The sequence below is a fragment of the Actinocorallia sp. A-T 12471 genome (genome assembly GCF_033875155.1).
Lineage (GTDB): Bacteria > Actinomycetota > Actinomycetes > Streptosporangiales > Streptosporangiaceae > Actinocorallia.
Genome location: NZ_JAWZTE010000008.1, coordinates 111434 through 126672 on the forward strand (window position 1 = coordinate 111434; position 15239 = coordinate 126672).

14 protein-coding genes are annotated in these 15239 nt (G+C 71.8%); 4 read left to right on the forward strand and 10 right to left on the reverse strand.

The window, feature by feature from the left end; all coding sequences use genetic code 11:
• Position 1: 1 nt before the first annotated feature.
• The gene (locus tag R9X44_RS22335) at positions 2-1225 is read right to left on the reverse strand and encodes a phospholipase D-like domain-containing protein (protein ID WP_319816196.1); all 1224 of its coding nucleotides are present in this window, start codon (positions 1223-1225) and stop codon (positions 2-4) included.
• Positions 1226-1379: 154 nt separating this feature from the next.
• Here R9X44_RS22335 and R9X44_RS22340 point away from each other — a divergent pair, with 154 nt between their 5' ends.
• Together R9X44_RS22340 and R9X44_RS22345 are read left to right on the forward strand one after the other, a co-directional pair.
• The gene (locus R9X44_RS22340; protein ID WP_319816197.1) at positions 1380-3476 is read left to right on the forward strand and encodes a molybdopterin-dependent oxidoreductase; all 2097 of its coding nucleotides are present in this window, start codon (positions 1380-1382) and stop codon (positions 3474-3476) included.
• A 103-nt stretch (positions 3477-3579) separates the two neighbouring features.
• Positions 3580-4509, forward strand: a complete 930-nt coding sequence (locus R9X44_RS22345) for a Rieske 2Fe-2S domain-containing protein (RefSeq protein ID WP_319816198.1) — start codon at positions 3580-3582, stop codon at positions 4507-4509.
• Positions 4510-4523: 14 nt separating this feature from the next.
• Here the strand turns inward: R9X44_RS22345 and R9X44_RS22350 are convergent, their stop codons facing one another.
• From R9X44_RS22350 to R9X44_RS22360, 3 genes are all read right to left on the reverse strand, one after another.
• Positions 4524-4757 (reverse strand): hypothetical protein, encoded by a 234-nt coding sequence (locus R9X44_RS22350; protein ID WP_319816199.1) that lies wholly within the window; start codon positions 4755-4757, stop codon positions 4524-4526.
• A 31-nt stretch (positions 4758-4788) separates the two neighbouring features.
• Complete coding sequence (locus R9X44_RS22355; RefSeq protein ID WP_319816200.1) at positions 4789-5544, reverse strand: sulfite exporter TauE/SafE family protein; 756 nt, start codon at positions 5542-5544, stop codon at positions 4789-4791.
• Positions 5545-5611: 67 nt separating this feature from the next.
• Positions 5612-6400 carry an ABC transporter ATP-binding protein gene (locus R9X44_RS22360; RefSeq protein ID WP_319816201.1) on the reverse strand — a complete coding sequence of 263 codons (789 nt, stop codon included), beginning with the start codon at positions 6398-6400 and terminating at the stop codon, positions 5612-5614.
• Between the two features lie 88 nt (positions 6401-6488).
• Here R9X44_RS22360 and R9X44_RS22365 point away from each other — a divergent pair, with 88 nt between their 5' ends.
• Positions 6489-7217: a hypothetical protein gene (locus R9X44_RS22365; protein WP_319816202.1), complete on the forward strand. Its 729-nt coding sequence runs from the start codon at positions 6489-6491 to the stop codon at positions 7215-7217.
• Here the strand turns inward: R9X44_RS22365 and R9X44_RS22370 are convergent.
• From R9X44_RS22370 to R9X44_RS22385, 4 genes are all read right to left on the reverse strand, one after another.
• The gene (locus tag R9X44_RS22370) at positions 7214-8746 is read right to left on the reverse strand and encodes a protein kinase domain-containing protein (RefSeq protein ID WP_319816203.1); all 1533 of its coding nucleotides are present in this window, start codon (positions 8744-8746) and stop codon (positions 7214-7216) included. The two genes, R9X44_RS22365 and R9X44_RS22370, sit on opposite strands and share 4 nt — an antisense overlap.
• A 78-nt stretch (positions 8747-8824) precedes the next feature.
• A complete protein-coding gene (locus tag R9X44_RS22375; RefSeq protein ID WP_319816204.1) occupies positions 8825-9499 on the reverse strand; it encodes an RDD family protein in 675 nt (224 codons plus the stop codon).
• Positions 9500-9557: 58 nt separating this feature from the next.
• Positions 9558-9941, reverse strand: a complete 384-nt coding sequence (locus R9X44_RS22380) for a DUF2752 domain-containing protein (RefSeq protein WP_319816205.1) — start codon at positions 9939-9941, stop codon at positions 9558-9560.
• 101 nt (positions 9942-10042) lie between these two features.
• Complete coding sequence (locus R9X44_RS22385; RefSeq protein ID WP_319816206.1) at positions 10043-10810, reverse strand: PP2C family protein-serine/threonine phosphatase; 768 nt, start codon at positions 10808-10810, stop codon at positions 10043-10045.
• Between the two features lie 312 nt (positions 10811-11122).
• Between R9X44_RS22385 and serB the strand changes: the two genes are divergently transcribed.
• The gene (gene serB / locus R9X44_RS22390) at positions 11123-12310 is read left to right on the forward strand and encodes a phosphoserine phosphatase SerB (protein WP_319816207.1); all 1188 of its coding nucleotides are present in this window, start codon (positions 11123-11125) and stop codon (positions 12308-12310) included.
• Between the two features lie 368 nt (positions 12311-12678).
• Here serB and R9X44_RS22395 read toward each other — a convergent pair whose 3' ends face one another.
• Together R9X44_RS22395 and R9X44_RS22400 are read right to left on the reverse strand one after the other, a co-directional pair.
• Positions 12679-14724, reverse strand: a complete 2046-nt coding sequence (locus R9X44_RS22395; RefSeq protein WP_319816208.1) for an FUSC family protein — start codon at positions 14722-14724, stop codon at positions 12679-12681.
• A 35-nt stretch (positions 14725-14759) separates the two neighbouring features.
• Positions 14760-15224, reverse strand: coding sequence for a SixA phosphatase family protein (locus R9X44_RS22400; RefSeq protein ID WP_319816209.1), 465 nt, complete (start codon positions 15222-15224; stop codon positions 14760-14762).
• Positions 15225-15239 lie beyond the last annotated feature (15 nt).

Sequence of the window (15239 nt, forward strand, 5' to 3'; positions counted from 1 at the left end):
ATCAGCGCGTTGCGGTTCGGTCGCCTTCCCACCACGGTTTCGCACAGGTCCGGAACAGATGCGCGTCGAAGTCGATCCGGTACTGGTCGTGCACCCTGGCGTCGGTGATCCTGAGCACAGTCTCGTCGCTGCGCCGCAGGTCGAAGGGCATGTAGTTGAGGCTGCCGGTGAGGACGGCCTTGCGTCCGGTCACGCCCTCGAGGCTGCCCGCGCCCGCGTCGATCGTCAGGTACTTGGAGTGGACGGTCATCTTGCCCGAGCACTCGCGCGCCGCGTCGGTCCCCGCGCGCACCAGCCGCTCGGTCCTGGCGATCGCGGCCGGGGTGGTGCCGAGCATCCCGTAGACGAGCTTCACGTCGCAGTAGCCGCCAGGCTCGGCGCGCAGCGCGGCGAGGCGCTCGGCGATCGGACGCAGCCCGAACTTGAACATCGCGACCCTGATCCTCGTCGGCCGCGCCTTGTTCGTACTGCACTTGACCTGGTCGAGGACCTCGGTGATCGGGTCCCCGGGGCCCACGCTCGGCGTCGTGTAGAGCTGGTGCTTGCCGGTGACGACGTGCGTGTAGGCGTCGTCGGCGGGCGGCCGCACCCTGCCGACGCCCTCGCGCAGCCGCTCGAAGTAGTCGCCGTACGCGCCGTAGAGCCCGGAGTCGGCGACGGTGTAGGCGTTGTTCCAGAACTCCGTCCGCTCCTCGAGCGTCAGGTTCGCCGAACTCTGCACGACGACGTCGGAGGCCGACCCGACCTTGGAGAACAGGAAGAACTTGTTGTGGTGGATGCCCGTGCCCAGGCACCCCCAGCTGCGCCGGCACTCGCCCGCCCACGACCCGTCGGTGAAGCCGGGACGATAGTTGCCGATCTTCTTGGTCAGCTCGCTGAAGTACGGGCGCGCCTTGCTGTCGCGCGCGTTGTTGGTGATGATCTGGACGGTCACGCCGCGTTTGTTCTTGGCGCGGGCGAGGGCCTCGGTCACCGCGGCGTCCCGCCACAGGTACATCGCTGCCCGGATCGTCGAGCCGCGCGCGGCGTGGTTGATCAGGGCGAGCAGGTGCTCGCGGATGACGTTCTCGCGGCCGGGCCCCGCCGCCGTCGGATGGCTGAAGATCGCGCCCTGTCGCGGCTGGTAGGCCGCGCCGCCCGCGTGCGCGGGGACCGCCGCGCAGAGGGCCATCGCGCAGACGGAGACTGTGGTCAGCGGGAGGACGAGGCTTCTCAGGAGCGGCACGCGCAAGATCCTCCCGCCCGGCGGCTCCCGACACCCGCGACATGCGCGCTCTTGATCCCGCCTTTGCCGTCCTCGTAGGCGCGCGGTGTGCGTCGGCCCAACGTCGCTCACGGACCCTGTCAGGCGGGGTGTGGTAAGTGGTTACATACCTGATATGAGCCGAATCGCTACGCGGACGTGCCCCCTGTGCGAGGCCCTGTGCGGGCTTGAACTCACCCTTGAGGACGACAAGGTGGTCAAGGTCAGGGGCGACCGGAACGACCCGTTCAGCAAGGGCTTCATCTGCCCCAAGGGCGCGAGCTTCGGCAAGCTCGACAACGACCCCAACCGGCTCGCCGCGCCCCTCGTGGACGGCGTCGAGACCAGCTGGGATGAGGCGTTCGCCGAGACCGGACGCTCCCTGCGCCGCGTCATCGAGCAGTACGGGCCCAACGCCGTCGGCGTCTACCTCGGCAACCCCAGCGCGCACAGCGTCGCCGGCGCCCTGTACGGCTCGGCCATCATCCGGGGCATCGGCACCCGCAACGTGTTCAGCGCGTCGACGTCGGACCAGATGCCCAAGCACGTCGCCGTGGGCTACCTGTTCGGCGACCCGGTCGCCATCCCCGTCCCCGACCTCGACCGCACCGGATATCTGCTGATCCTCGGCGCGAACCCCTTGGAGTCGAACGGGAGCATCTGCTCCGCGCCCAACTTCCCCGGACGGCTCAAGGCGATCCGGGCGCGCGGCGGGCGCGTCACCGTCGTCGACCCCCGGCGCACCCGCACCGCGGAACTCGCCGACGAGCACGTCCCGATCCGGCCGGGCGGCGACGCGTGGTTCCTGTTCTCCCTCGTGGACGCCCTGCTCAGCGAGGGCCTCGCCAAGCCCAGGCACGACGTCGCCAACCTGGAGAGGCTGCGCGCGCTCGCCGCCGAGTTCAGCCCCGAGGACACCGCCGCGCTGACCGGCGTCCCGGCCGAGACCACCCGCCGGATCGCCCGTGAGCTCGCCGAAGCCGAGTCCGCCGCCGTCTACGGCAGGATCGGCACCTGCACCCAGGAGTTCGGCACCCTCGCCAGCTGGCTCATCGAGGTGCTGAACATCCTCACCGGCAACCTCGACAGGCCGGGCGGCGCGATGTTCCCCAAGGCCGCGCACTCCTTCGGCAGGCGCACCCGGCCCTACCGGACCGGACGCTGGCACAGCCGCGTGCGCGGCCTTCCCGAGGCCAACGGGGAGCTGCCCGTCGCCGCGCTCGCCGAGGAGATCGAGACCGAGGGCGAGGGGCAGATCCGGGCGCTCATCACCATCGGCGGCAACCCCGTCCTGTCGGCCCCCGGAGGCGACAGGATCGGCCGCGCGCTGGAGAACCTCGAGTTCATGGTCAGCGTCGACCCCTACCTCAACGAGACGACCGCGCACGCGCACGTCGTCCTGCCGCCGCCCCCGCACACCCGCTCGCCGCATTACGACGTCGCGCTGCTGTCCTTCACCGTGCAGAACTACGCGCGCTACTCGCCGCCCGTGGTGCCGCTCGGGGACCGTCCGTCGGAGTCGGAGATCGCCGCGCGGATCGCCGGGGAGATCCTCGGGGTGACGCCGGAACAGCTTGACGAGACGGTCATCCAGGCGACGCTCAAGAAGGCGGGCCGCGAGGACCTGCGCGCCGAACTCGGCCCGCCGAACGCCGAAACGCGGCTCGACATGATGGTCCGGCTCGGCCCCTACGGCCTCACCCTTGACGAGCTCGTCGGCGGCAAGGTCATCGGCCCGCTGGAACCCCGCCTTGCCGAGGTCCTCGTCCTCGACAAGATCGACATCTGCCCCGAACCGTTCGCCGAGGACGTCCAGCGGATGCGCGCGTCACGCAGGACCGACGGCTTCGTCCTCATCGGCCGCCGCCACCTGCGCTCCAACAACAGCTGGATGCACCAGATCGGCGGGCTGACCGGCGGCACCAACACCTGCACCCTGCGGCTGCACCCGGACGACGCCGCCGAGCTCGGCATCGCCCCCGGCGCGCGCGTCAAGGTCGCCTCGCGCACCGGCGCGGTCGAGGTCGAGGCCGAGCCGCACGACGAGATCATGCGCGGCGTCGTCAGCCTCCCGCACGGGTGGGGCCACGCGCGGCCGGGCACAAGGCTCGGCATCCCCGCCGAGCGCGCGGGCGTCAGCGCCAACACCCTCACCGACGAGTCGACGATCGACGTGCTGTCCGGCAACGCGGTCTTCAACGGCGTCCCCGTCACCGTCACGCCCGTCGGCTGACGCACGCTCCCGGGGGTGCTGCCCACCCGCGTCACCCAGCGTGTGGGTTAGTGTCGAAACTGTCGGCTTGGCCCGTAGCGAACACCCAGAGGGGGTCCAGTCTGTGAACCGGGGAAGAGCAGGCAGGCTGATCAACAGGGTGGCGACGCCGATGCGCCGGGCTGCCGCGCGCGCCCATCCGGTGGGCCTCGCCGAGCGGCTTGAGCTCGACTCGCGCGCCGACGCCCGCATCCGCGACATCAGCGCGGTGATCAAGCGGGTGCTCCCGCGCGGGACCGTGCGCAACACCTTGTACGGGGTGCCTTTGGGCCATCCCGCGCACGCGCCCCTCACCGACCTGCCTATCGGCGCGTTCGGCTCGGCGGTCCTCCTCGACTTCCTGCCCGGCACCCAGCGCGCGTCCAAGACGCTGATCTTCGCGGGGCTCGTCGCGTCCGCGCCCACCGCCGTCACGGGGTGGGCGGACTGGTCGGCGCTGCACCGCGAGCAGCAGCGGGTCGGCCTCGCGCACGCCGCCGCCCAGGGCGCGGCGAGCCTCATGTTCGGCGCGTCGCTGCTGGCGCGGGTCAGGGGACGCACGGCCACCGGCAAGTTCCTCGGCCTCGCCGGGCTCGGCACCCTCGCCGCCGGGGCCTACCTGGGCGGCCACCTCGCCTTCCGGATGGCCGCGGGAGCCAACCACGCGCCTTCGGCGGCCCACCTTGTGCCGCTCGGCTGGCACGACCTGTGCGCGCTCGATGAGCTGCCCGACGGCTGGCCCGTCCACCGGACCCTCGGCTACATCGACCTGTTCGTCCTGCGCCAGGGCGAGACCGTGCACGTCCTCGCCGACGCCTGCGCCCACCTTGCCGGACCCCTGCACCAGGGCCGCGTCGTCGCCGTCGAGGGGCAGACGTGCGTCATGTGCCCCTGGCACGGCAGCACCTTCCGGGTCACCGACGGCGCGGTGGTCGACGGGCCCGCCACCGCCCGCCAGACGGCGTTCGACACGCGGGTCGAGGAGGACGGCAGGGTCCAGGTCAGGCCGATCTAACCGGACCAGCCGGACTAGCCGGACTGCTCGGCGTCCTCCGCCGGGTACTCGACAAGCGCGACGACGCGTCCCGCCATGAACCGCGCGGTCCGCACCGGCGTGCCCGTGCGCGTCACCTCGGCCACCTCGACGAGCCCGCGCCGGTTGACGATCTCGACACGCCGCCCGGCCTTGGTGGCGACGACCTCGTAGGTGCGGGGCGAGCCGTCTCCGGCCTCGACGACGATCTCGACGCGGTCGCCTTTCAAGGGTCACCTCCGGGGAACTCCTGTTCGAGTTCTACCCGAGGACGAGGTTCGCAATCGCCGTCAAACCAACACAAACAATGACAGTTCTCAGCGCCCACGGCGGCAGTTTCCGGCCCACCGAAGCACCGAGGTACCCGCCGAGCATCGCCCCGATGCCGATGAGCAGGACCGCCCACCAGTCGACCTCGGCGATCACGATGAAGATCACCGCCGCGGCGGCGTTGACGATCCCGGAAAGCCCGTTCTTGATCCCGTTGACCGTCTGCATCTCGTCGGCGAGGAAGATCCCCAGCAGCGAGATCAGCAGGATGCCCTGCGCCGCGCCGAAGTAGCCGCCGTAGACGCCCGCGAGGCACACCAGGAACCACAGCAGGACGCCGCCGTGCGCGACCGCGGTCTTGCGCCGCTCGGCCACCCACTTGTTCAGCCTGGGCTGCACCACGACCAGCACGAGCGCGATCGCGATCAGCACCGGGACGATCATCTTGAACGCCTCGTCCGGCAGCCGCAGCAGCAGGATCGCGCCGATCACCGAGCCGATCAGCGAGGCGCTGCCCAGGCGCACCAGCAGCTTGGAGCGGCCCGCCAGCTCCTTGCGGTACCCCCAGGTCCCGGTGATCGCGCCGGGCACGAGGCCGATGTTGTTGGAGACGTTCGCGACCACCGGCGGGTAGCCGAGCGCCACGAGGGTCGGAAAGGTGATGAGCGAGCCCGACCCCACGACGGCGTTGATGCCGCCTGCGGCGGTGCCGGCCACGAGGATCGCGGCCGCTTCCCACGGTGTCATGGACCTCGATCGTAGACAGCGACGCCGGTCACCCGGCATGTGGGGTCGGGCGACTCCCGAACGCCGCTCAGACCGGCAGGGCGCGGGCGAACCAGCGCCCGTTCGCCTTCTCCACGCTCAGCGGCAGGCCGAAGCACTCCGTCAGGTTCTCGCCGGTGAACACCTCGTCCACCTTGCCCGCGGCCACCACGCCGCCCTTGCGCAGCAGCAGCGCGTGGGTGAACCCCGGAGGCACCTCCTCCAGGTGGTGCGTCACCAGCACCATCGCGGGGGCGGTGATCTCCTCGGCCAGCCGGGACAGCCGCCGCACGAGGTCCTCGCGCGCGCCGAGGTCGAGGCCCGCGGCGGGCTCGTCGAGCATCAGCAGCTCGGGGTCGGGCATCAGCGCCCGCGCGATCTGCACCCGCTTGCGCTCGCCCTCCGACAGCGTGTTGAACCGCCGCCGCACAAGATCCGACGCGCCCAGCGCCTCCAGCAGCTCCACCGCGCGCGCCACGTCCGAGGAGTCGTACTCCTCCTGCCACCGGCCGAGGATCGCGTACGACGCGGTGAGCACGAGGTCGATCACCGTCTCGTTCGCCGGGACCTTCTCGGCGACCGCCGCGCTCGCGAACCCGATCCTGGGCCGCAGCTCGAACACGTCGGTCGCGCCGAGCCGCTCGCCCAGCACATGGACGGCGCCCTCGGTCGGAAAGAGCGTGGTGGCCGCGACCTGGAGCAGGGTTGTCTTCCCCGCGCCGTTCGGTCCGATGACCACCCAGCGTTCGCCCTCGTTGACCGTCCAGTCGACGCCGTCGAGCAACCTGGCCTGTCCGCGCCGGATCACGACGCCCTCAAGCCTCAGTACCTCACCCATTCAGTCCTCCGCGCACCACCCTATTGCAGCGGGCGCGCGGCATCACCGGTCAGGCGAGCGCACCGGGACGCCGGTTACTGTTGATGTCATGCGTGACCGCCGTCCCTCCCCCAGCCTGGTCGCCTGGGCCAACGCCTGGCTCACCGGGCACACCGGGCTCGACCAGGCCGTAGACGCGATCGAGCGCTCAGGGCCGCACGTCGTCGGCGAGGTGCCGTTGCGCGCCTGGCTGGCCGGGCTGCGCCCGTCCGGCCTCGCGGGCCTGCGCCTCGCCCTGCCCGCGCCCGGCGACCCCCTCGGCCTGAGCGGCCCGCCCGAGTTCAACACCGCCGCGATCGAGGCGGGCGAGGCGGCCGTCGCCGTCCTCGACGGCACGGCCGTCGGGCTCGTCCCCGCCGCCGACCTGCGCGGCTCCTCCTACACCGGCACCGCCTGGCGGGTCCTGCCCGCGCGCACCGAGCAGCCCGACGTCCCGTCGCTCGCCGAGGCCGACCGCGCCCTCACCGCCGCCATGCGCGAGGTGACGGAGATCATGACCACGATCGACGACGTCAACGGGCAGCGCTCGGCCGTCCTGAAGGCGCTGCGCGACGACGCCGACAGCGGCCTCGCCCCCGGCTACCCCGCCCGCGCCCACCGCGTCGACGCCCAGGCTTGCCGGCTCGCGATGATCCTCAAGCTCGCCGACCGCACCGCGGGCCACACCCTGACCTCGCGCCAGGCCCTGGCCCGCGCCGAGGCCCTGGCCGTCCTCGACCGGGCGGTCCGACGGGCCCACGTCGCCGCGCACGCCGCGGTGTTCGAGCCCGCGCGCTAGCGGGTCATCACCCTCGCCAGGCAGACCTTGTCGGCGATGGTCTGCTTCTTGGGGTCCCACAGCGGCCACAGGAAGCCGATGAAGCAGGTCAGCCAGTTGAGGATCTGCGCGAAGACCCGCGCGACGCCCCGCGCCATGCCCAGCGGCGCGCCGGTGCGCTCGTCCAAGACCTGGAGCCGGAACAGGCCCTTGCCCGGACCGAAGCCCAGCGCCCCCTCCATCGCGCCGAAGACCAGGTAGACCAGCGCCCAGACCGTCATCATCGCGTACCCCTGCGGGTCGCTCAGCTCGGCCTCGCGCGGGTCGTTGACGGTGATCACCGCGACGAACGCGATGACGATCACGAACGCGATCACCCAGTCCACGGCGAACGCGGCGAACCTCCGCAGATACGAAGGATCCCTGACATGCGGGTTGCCGACCGCCCAGGGCGGCAGGGCGTAGGCCCCGGGATGCTGCGGCGGCGGAACAGGCGGGCCGGCGAACTGCTGCGGCGGGGCCGTCGGCAGCTGCGCGAACGGCTGCGGGGTCGGCGTCGGCGGCTGGGCGAACGCCTGGAGCGGCGGCTGCTGGGTGTGCTGAGCGGGCTGCTGGAACGCGAACGGCAGCTGGGTGCCCGCGCCGCCCGCGGGCTGGGTCCCGGCCTGCACGGGCGGTCTGGTGAACGCCTGCGGGGGCGGGGTGTGCGGCGGGGCGGAGCTCATTCCGCCGAACCCGGTCGCGGGCCCGTCGAAGCGCACCGCCTCGAGCCTGGCCAGCGCCTCCTCGGCGGAGGCGGGCCGCGCCGCGCGGTCCTTGGCGAGCAGATCGAGGATCAGCCGGTTCAGTGACTCAGGAAGGCCCGGATTCACCGCGCGCGGCGGCTCGGGCTCCCGGTACAGGTGCGCGGCGACGAACTCGGGAAGCGTCTGGCACTCGAACGGCATCCGCCCGGTGAACAGCTCGTACAGCAGGACGCCGAAGGAGTACAGGTCGCAGCGCGCGTCCACGTCCTTGCCGGAGAACTGCTCGGGGGCCATGTAGCCGGGGGTGCCGATGACCGAGCCCGTCATCGTGGAGTCGGCGAAGCGGGAGATGCCGAAGTCGAGGATCTTGAGGCCGCCCTTGTCGAGCAGCATGACGTTCGCGGGCTTCACGTCGCGGTGCACGACGCCCTGGTTGTGCGCCGCGCCGAGCGCGCCGAGCAGCTCACGCGCGACGGTCAGCGCCCTGTCGCGCGGCAGTCCGCCGGACTTGAGCGCGCGGGACAGGTCGTGGCCTTCCAGGTACTCCATGACGACGTAGAGCGTCTGCTCGTACTCGCCGATGTCATGGACGACCGTGATGCCGGGATGGGACAGGCTCGCCCCGATCTGGGCCTCGGCCCGCAGCCGGCGCGCCGCCTCGGCCGTCGGGCTGACCGCGAGGGTCTTGATCGCCACACGGCGGCCGAGGGTCTGGTCGAGGCCCTCCCAGACCGCGCCCATCCCGCCCTGGCCGAGCTTGCGACGCAGCTCGAAACGTCCCGACAGAACAAGGCCCTCGTGCACGGCCCCCCACCTTCCCGGATGCGACCCGGACAAAACGGGGCGTCCCCCAAGGGACGCCCCGGTACGGCGTATTACGCGTCAGTGCGAGCGGACGACGACGGTGGTCATGACCTTGTCGGCGAACGTCTGCTTCTTGGCGTCGAAAGCGGGCCACAGGAATCCGATGAAGCACGGCAGCGCGTCGAGAATGTGCGCGATCTTGCGCACGAACGCCATGCCGAAGCCGATCGGCTGCGAGGTCCGCTCACTGATGAGGCGGATGTTGACCAGGCGCTTGCCCGGGGTCTGGCCGGTGTTGCCCTCGAAGTAGGCGAGGATGGCCCAGCCGAGCAGCGAGAACACGATGCCGATGACGTTCGCCAGCAGAATCCCGCTGGTGTTGACGTAACCCGTCTCGTAGTCGATCGACGTCGTCACCAGCACGTTCTGCAGGATCGCGTTGATGATGCCCAGCGGAATACCGATGATGATGGCGTCGACCAGGTAGGCGGCGAACCGCGAGCCCCAGCCCGCGTAGGCGCCGAACGCGCCGCCCGCGTAGCCGTACTGCTGCTGCGGGGGCACCCCGTACTGCGGCTGGGCCGCCGCCGGGAACGCCGGCTGCGCCGGGTAGGCGGGAGGCGGCGTCGCCTGGTAGGCGGGCGGCTGCTGCGGGGGGTACTGCTGGCCGTAACCCGGCTGCTGCGGCGGCGGCTGCTGGCCGTAGCCGGGCTGCTGCTGGCCGTACGGGTCATAGGGAGGGGGAGTTCCCACGTTCACTTCTCCTAGGTTCTATGGGGTTGTGCGAGGGCCGGGGGTACGGCGCGCGCTATCAGAGGACTCCGCATCTGAACGACTGCCAGACACCGGAACCCGCGATGGCCGTGCCGAAAAGCCAGGCACGCGCCCGCGGACTCACCGTGCGCCATCGGGCCTCCACCCCCAAAGGAGCGACCGCGAAGACGATCGCGCCGACGAACACGAGGGGGTTGGCGAGGAGGGCCCGGACGGGGTGACCCGAACCGAGCTCGATGAAGACGGTGGTGCCGCCGCAGAAGGGACAGGGGATTCCAGTCAGCAGCCTGAGCGGGCAGAGAATCCCGGGATCGTGGACCCCGTGCGCGGTGGCGACGACGAGCGCCGCCGCCGCCATCGCCGTGACCCGTGTGACGGCGACGCCGACGGGACGCCGGCGCAACGCCATGGCCCCCGTCATCGTGCCTCCACCCGACCTGGCTGTCCTTAACTGGCCCTTATACCGGCATGGCGGTGCGGACCGTCAAGCCGGGGGACCGCCCCGGGACCAGACCGTTATGGTCAGGCTCCTGCGACCGCTCCCACGATGGTGGGACGCTGGTTTTCCGGCAGAGGTTCCGGTTCGACGACATCCAGTACGACACAGGTGATGTTGTCCGGTCCGCCGTGATCGCGCGCCGCGGCGATCAGCCGGGACACCGCGCGCGGCAACTCCTTCTCCTCCGACAGGATGTCGAAGATCTCCTGCGGGCCGACCGGGCCGGACAGGCCGTCGGAGCACAGCAGGTAGCGGTCGCCGACCTGGGCGTCGCGCGTGGCGAGGTCGGGCTCCCGGTCCGGGCCGCCGTCGAGCACCTTGAACAGCATGTGCGACAGGTGCGAGTTCTCCCCCGCGTCCCCGCCGTCGGCCAGCAGCTGCGCCAGCGTGTGGTCGCTGGTGATCTGGAACAGGACGCCGTCGCGCAGCAGATAGGCCCGGGAGTCGCCGATGTGGGCGAGCGCGAAGCGGCTCGTGCCGTTCCACAGCATCGCCGTCAACGTGGTGCCCATCCGGTTCAGCTCAGGATGCGCGGCGATCGCCTGGCCGAGCGCGCCGTTCACCTCGGAGACGGCGCGGGCCAGCGTGCCCTGCAGCTCGGTCTCCGGAACCGGCGCGTCGAAGCGGGCCAGGGCGTTGATCACCGTCGAGCTGGCCACCTCGCCGCCCGCGTAGCCGCCCATCCCGTCGGCGACGGCAAGCAGGAACAGACCGGCGTACCCGGAGTCCTCGTTGTTCTCCCGGTTACAGCCGATGTCCGAACCCGCTGCGTACCTGATTGCGACGTTCATAGCAGTTTCGATGACGATCTCCTTGCGGCGGTTCGTGCCACCCCCGCGGCCGGCGACCCCACGTGCGGTCTGGCATCAGAGTAGTGGGTCAGCGTATCGCTCACCGTTCACCAATCCGTTTTCCCCGGCGTCGCGACGCCCCGACTTTCCATGACGCTACCTCTCCGCGCGCGCGTGCGGATCAGTCTCTGGTTCTACCCTTGTTCACCCGCCGTACCGCGTACGGATGATTCGCCATCGGAGGCGTCATCCGTCCACATCCTGGACTCGGTGCCCGCTTCCCGGCTACGGAACGGTAGCGTGGTGCCAGCTATGGAACGGACGCTGCTCATCACGCTGACCGGCAGGGATCGCCCAGGGGTGACCTCCCGGCTGTTCTCCACCCTCGCCGCCTTCCCGTTGCAGGTCGCCGACGTCGAGCAGGTCGTGATCCACGGCAGGCTCATCCTCGGCGTCCTCGTCTCCCACTCCGGCGACGAGAGCGTCGACGGGGTCCTGGAGGCCGTCAAGACCGTCGCCGACGCGCTCGAGATGGAGTTCGAGCTGTCCACCGGCGGGTCGAAGACGCCCCGGCGCAAGCGCTCCCACCTGCACGTCACCGTGCTTGGCAGCCCGCTCACGCCCGCCGCGGTCTCCGGCGTCGCCGGGCGGATCGCCGCGCACGGCGCGAACATCGACCGGATCGAGAAGCTCGGCAGCTACCCGGTCACCGCGATCGAGCTGCTGATCTCCGGGGCCGACCCCAAGTCGCTGCGCGCCGCCCTGGCCTCCGACGCGGCCGCCCTGGGCGTCGACGTCGCCGTCCAGCGCGCGGGGCTGCACCGCAAGGCCAAGCGGCTGATCGTCATGGACGTCGACTCCACCCTGATCCAGGGCGAGGTCATCGAACTGCTCGCCGAGCACGCCGGGCAGCTCGACAAGGTCGCCGAGATCACCGAATCGGCGATGCGCGGCGAGCTCGACTTCGCCGGGTCGCTGCGCGAGCGCGTCGCCCTGCTCGCCGGGCTCGACGCCGCCGCGATCGACGCCGTCCGCGCCAAGATCGAACTCGCCGCCGGGGCCCGCACCCTCGTGCGCACCCTCAAGCGGCTCGACTACAAGTTCGCGATCGTCAGCGGCGGCTTCACCCAGATCACCGACGGCCTCGCCGCCGACCTCGGCATCGACTACGCCTCGGCCAACACGCTGGAGATCGTCGACGGCAAGCTCACCGGCAAGGTGATCGGCCCGATCATCGACCGCGCGGGCAAGGCGGCCGCGCTGCGCGAGTTCGCCGCCAAGGCGGGCGTCCCGGTCTCGCAGACCGTCGCGATCGGCGACGGCGCCAACGACCTCGACATGCTCCAGGCCGCGGGCCTCGGCATCGCCTACAACGCCAAGCCCGTCGTCCGCCAGGCCGCCCACACCGCCGTCAACGTCCCCTACCTCGACTCCATCCTCTTCCTCCTCGGCCTCTCCCGCGACGAAGTAGAAGCCGCCGACGCCGAAGACACCCCCTAACCCCCACCCCACCCCCAACCCCCCACCACCCCCACACACATCCAACCGCCCCGCGCCCGTCGGCCTGTCCGCGTCCGGGCGGGCTCGGTCAGTCGTCCTCGTCGCGGCCGCCCACACCCAGCCGCCCCCGGCCGACCGCCCCTCGGCGCGGCCGCCCGCATCACTCCCGGCCAGTCACCCAATCGCGACCGCCGCGCCCAGCCGCCCTCGGCCGATCACCTTTCGGCGGCCGTCCTCACCGCGACCGCCCGTCGGTCCCGGCCAGTCGTCCTCGTCGCAGCCGCGCGCGTCCAGTCGTCCTTGGCATCACCTCTCGACTTGCCGTCGCGGCCGCGCGCGGCGAGCTGGCCGCGTCCGGGCGGGCTTGGTCAGTCGTCCTCGTCGCGGTCGCCGAAGGACTCGGAGGTGAGGCTGCGCAGTGCCGAGCGGACTGCGGCGGCGTGCAGCAGCTCGCGGCGCAGCGGCGTGTCGCCGGGCTCGCCCGACCTGACCTCGGCCCTGCGCGCCTTGGCCAGCTCCGACAGGTGGGCGTCGAGCCTCCCGAGCTGGGCTTGGGCGTCGCAGCTGCCGCCCTCCTCCAGGCTGTCGGCGACGAGGTCGAGCAGCTCGGGCACCGGGCCCGCGTCGACCGCCTCGTCCTGGCGCAGGCCCCGCAGCGTCACCATGTCGTCGCGGATGCGCTGGGCGGTGTCGAGCACGCGTTTCAGCGCCGCGATCCGCTCGGTGTCGGGCGTAGGCTCGGCCGCCAGGCGGTTGCGCGCCTTCGCGAGGTCCCCGGCCGCGACGCTCGCGTCGTGGTAGGCCGCGTCGTACTCGTCGGCCTCCTTGTCGAGGACCGCGGACATCGCCCTGACCAGCGCGGCGTGGGTGCGCCGCACCTTCCGCTCAAGGTCGGAGATCCGCAGCCCCCCGCGCGGCCACAGCAGCCGTCCCGCGACGAGCCCGATCAGCACGCCGGCGGCGGTCAGCACCACCCGCAGCGCCGCGACCTCCCACCCGAGCGGTGAGGCGAAGTCGACGAGCGTCATCATCGTCGGCGTCACGAACAGCACCCACGCGGTGTGCCCGAGGTCGCGGAACCCGAACGCGAGCAGCGCGAAGGCGCACACGACAAGCGCCAGCAGCAGCTTGTCGTGCACGAGCTGCAGCACAAGCGCGGCGAGCACCCCGCCCACCAGGACCCCGATCATCCGCGCCCGCGCGCGCTCAAGGGTGTCCCCATAGGTCGCGCGCGTGGTGACCATCGCCGAGATCGCCAGCCAGTTCCCGTACGGCGGCCGCAGCGCCGCGACCACCGCGAGCGCCACCGCCGTCGTCAGGAACAGCCGCGTGGCGTACCGGAAGTTCGGCGACCTGTCTTCGACGTGCCGCAGCACCTTGCGCCAGCCGCGCAGCGGATGCGGCGGCTCGGGCAGGGCGGGCCTCGCCCGCTCGAACGTCAGGCGCCCCGCGAGCCGCACCGCCGACTCGACCGCAGTGTGCACGCGCCGCAGCAGCCGGAGGATCTGCTCGAGGACCAGCAGCCTGAGGTAGATCTCCTCCTCCCGCTCACCCGCGTCGTGCTTCGCCCGCCACTCCTTGCGCAGCCCGTCGATCCGCTCGGCGAGCCGGTCGAGCGTGTGCGTCTCGGCGGGCGGCAGCGGAAGGGCGTGCTCGATCGCGTCGGCGAGCACCCGCAGCCGCGCCGCCTGGAACACCACGGCCTCGTGGACCTCCGGCGGCGGGTCCTTGAGCCCGTGCAGCAGGCCGTGCAGCGTCACCGACGCGTGCAGCACCCGCACGAGCGCGTCGATCAGCCGCTCGCGGCGCAGCCCGCGTTCGGTCGGCCTGGTCAGCTCGAGCGCCTGCCGCGCCTCGCCGAACGCCTCCGACGCCTTCGCGCGCAGCGCCTCGTCCGTGCGCGGGGCCTCGAGCAGCTCCGCGACCGCGCGCGCCGCCTCCGAGACCGTGTTGCGCAGCTGCTTCTGCACCCGCCATCGGAACGGCAGCAGCATCAGCACGAGCATCCACAGCGCGCCGCCCGCCACCGCGGGGACCAGGTGCGCGAGGTTCGCGTCCGGCGGCTGGGTCGCGGCGACGAGCACCGTCAGCGGGCCCGTCATCCCGATCCACGGGACCACCGCGCCCGCGGCCGCGATCACCGGCACCACGGGAACCGTCCACCACAGGCCGCCCGCCGCGACGCCGAGCGCCGCGCACACCACGATCACCGCGAAGCTCGCCCAGATCCGGCTCGTGGCCAGCGAGTACGGGCCCTTGGGCGCGACGAGCGCGAGCAGATACGCCCCGAGACCGACCCAGGCCCCCTCGGAGTACGCGCCGAGCAGCGACCCGACGATCAGCGGGACGCCGACGCCGACCGCCCCGGTCAGGCCGTAGTCGACCGACGCCCTGCTTCTGAGCCAGCCCCACACAAGATCATTGTGCGTGAGCGCGGCTCAACGGCGGGTCATCGCAGGGTCTTGGGCGTCCGGTGCGCGAGCAGCGTGCCGCCGTGCGACTCCCAGCTCTCCAGCTCCACGACGGCGAGCGCGCACGTCGGGAACTCCGCGACCGGCGCGTTGCCGGTGATGACGGCGAGTTCGTGCACCGCGGGGTTGTGGCCGACGATGAGCAGCGTGCCGACCTCCTCGGGGGTGATCTGCACGAGGGTGAGCAGGTCGTAGCCGTCGCCGGTGTAGATCCCGCGTGTGAACTCCACGGGGGCGTCGAGGGCGAGGCCGTCGAGGGTCTGCCTGGTGCGCAGCGCGGTGGAGCACAGCACGAGGTCCGGGAGCAGGCCCTCCCGCTTGAGGTGCGCGCCCATGGCCGCGGAGTCCCGCAGGCCGCGTTCGGCGAGGGGACGCTCGTGGTCGGCGAGCCCGAGCCCGACCTCGGCCTTGGCGTGCCGCAGGACGAGCAACTTCTTGTTCAAGGCGCGACCTGCGAG